The organism is Lentimicrobium sp. S6 (assembly GCF_013166635.1).
Taxonomy (GTDB): Bacteria; Bacteroidota; Bacteroidia; order Bacteroidales; family UBA12170; genus UBA12170.
In genome coordinates, this window is sequence record NZ_JABKBZ010000186.1 from 1 (window position 1) to 1,933 (window position 1,933).

A 1,933-nucleotide genomic window follows, 5' to 3' on the forward strand; every position below is an offset into this window, starting at 1 on the left:
TAAAAAAGGCTATAATTTCAATCTACACTAAATATTATGCCTTGTGAAGCAAAACATCAATTCATATTTGCTACTCTTTAATCCGAACTCTTTATTCTGATTCTCCCCATAAAAATTAACATGAGCCCTTATTTGGGCATTACATAATGAATACCAGCATCAGGACCTAAAGGCAACCCGATTAATAACCAAGCTACCAATAATATAATCCAGATGAATAAGAAAGCCATAGAGTAGGGCAACATGGTTGCAATAATGGTTCCAATTCCAGCTTTTGGTTCATATTTCTGGAAGAAGGCAATGATTAAGGCGAAGAAGCTCATCATGGGAGAAATTACATTAGTCACACTATCACCAATTCTATAAACCACCTGCGATAATTCGGGAGAATAACCCATAATCATAAACATGGGAATAAAGATAGGTGCAAGAATAGCCCATTTGGCAGAGGCAGAGCCCATCACCATATTAATGGCCGCTGAAAGAAGTATAAATAATATCATAAGTGGTACAAGTCCAATATCTAGCGACATCAATAAACCCGCACCTTCTACTGCTACTATCATACCTAAATTACTCCACTTAAAATAAGCTACAAATTGAGCCGCAAAGAATACCAAAACCATATAGGTGGCCAAGGATCTCATACTGGCCGACATTCCATCAACCACATCTGCATCGTTTTTGAATTTTCCGGTGGCAATTCCATAAGCTAATCCAGCACCACCAGCTGATACGAATAACATTCCAACCACTCCTTTAATTAAAGGACTGCTTAAAACACCTCCATCTGCTCCTCTAAAGAATCCATCTTCAGGAATAATTCCTATTAAAGTTATGACGAGGATAGATAAAATGACAGCAGAGGCCCAGAGTAAACCTTTTTTCTCTTGTCTTGATAGTTTATCGAAGCTATCGCCAGATTGATCATGCCCTCCTTTATACGTTCCCAAACGAGGTTCTACCAATTTCTCGGTGACAAAAGTTCCTGCGAAAGCAATGATAAAAGTAGAGGCTACCATGAAATAATAATTCGCAGTTGGGTTTACTTCATAACTTGGATCTAGAATTTGAGCTGCCTCTTGCGAAAGACCTGCCAAAAGTGGATCGATGGTTCCAATAGCGATATTGGCACTAAAACCACCCGAAACTCCAGCAAAAGCTGCAGCCATCCCTGCAATGGGATGTCGACCAACCGCAATAAATACCACTCCCGCCAATGGTATGAGTAATACATATCCAACATCAGAAGCCATATTAGATAAGATACCTGCAAATACCATCACAAAGGTAAGTAAGTGTTTTGGTGAGTTGAGCACCATCAAGCGAATAATTGCATTGATCAAGCCACTATGCTCCGCAATTCCAATACCCAGCATGGCCACCAATACAATACCTAGAGGAGCGAAACCAGTGAAATTATCTACCATTTCGAGTAATATCCTATGAATTCCATCGTGAGACAATAGGTTAACGGGTTTAATGAGTTCGCCTGTTCCGGGATGTATGACCTCCCAACCCATAAAGTGCCCAATGGCGGAGAAGATTAAAGCGATAAGGGCGAAAAGAGCAAATAAGGTAGCCGGATGAGGAAGGGCATTACCTGCTTTTTCAGTATAATTCAACATCTTTTGAAAGAATCCAACTTTCGGCTTGCTTTGACTCATAGGAAATGATTAAAGTATTATACACTAAAGATTAAGAATCTGCAAACCTATGAAATTTTCCATGCTTAGAAAATTAGATAAGTGCTATTAGGTTTATTTTAACAGCTCATTCATTTTTAAATTTTTATATAGGGTTACCCATTTAGTTCACAAATAGTTGTATATGAGTATATTATTTTGTAAATTGTATTCAAATTCAGGAACGATGAGGATACTAAAAAACATTGATAGACAGACGTTTAAAGAAAGATTTACAACAAAAGAAG

Annotated in this window: 1 protein-coding gene; it reads right to left on the minus strand. The window is 38.1% G+C overall.

Annotated elements, in window-relative coordinates:
- Window positions 1–128: 128 nt before the first annotated feature.
- Window positions 129–1,667: an AbgT family transporter gene (locus HNS40_RS22210; protein WP_172284902.1), complete on the minus strand. Its 1,539-nt coding sequence runs from the start codon at window positions 1,665–1,667 to the stop codon at window positions 129–131.
- Between the last annotated feature and the right edge of the window lie 266 nt (window positions 1,668–1,933).

What these genes read in the sequence shown, in the direction of transcription:
- HNS40_RS22210 (WP_172284902.1), bottom strand. Translation starts at nt 1,667, where the DNA reads ATGAGTCAAAGCAAGCCGAAAGTTGGATTCTTTCAAAAGATGTTGAAT.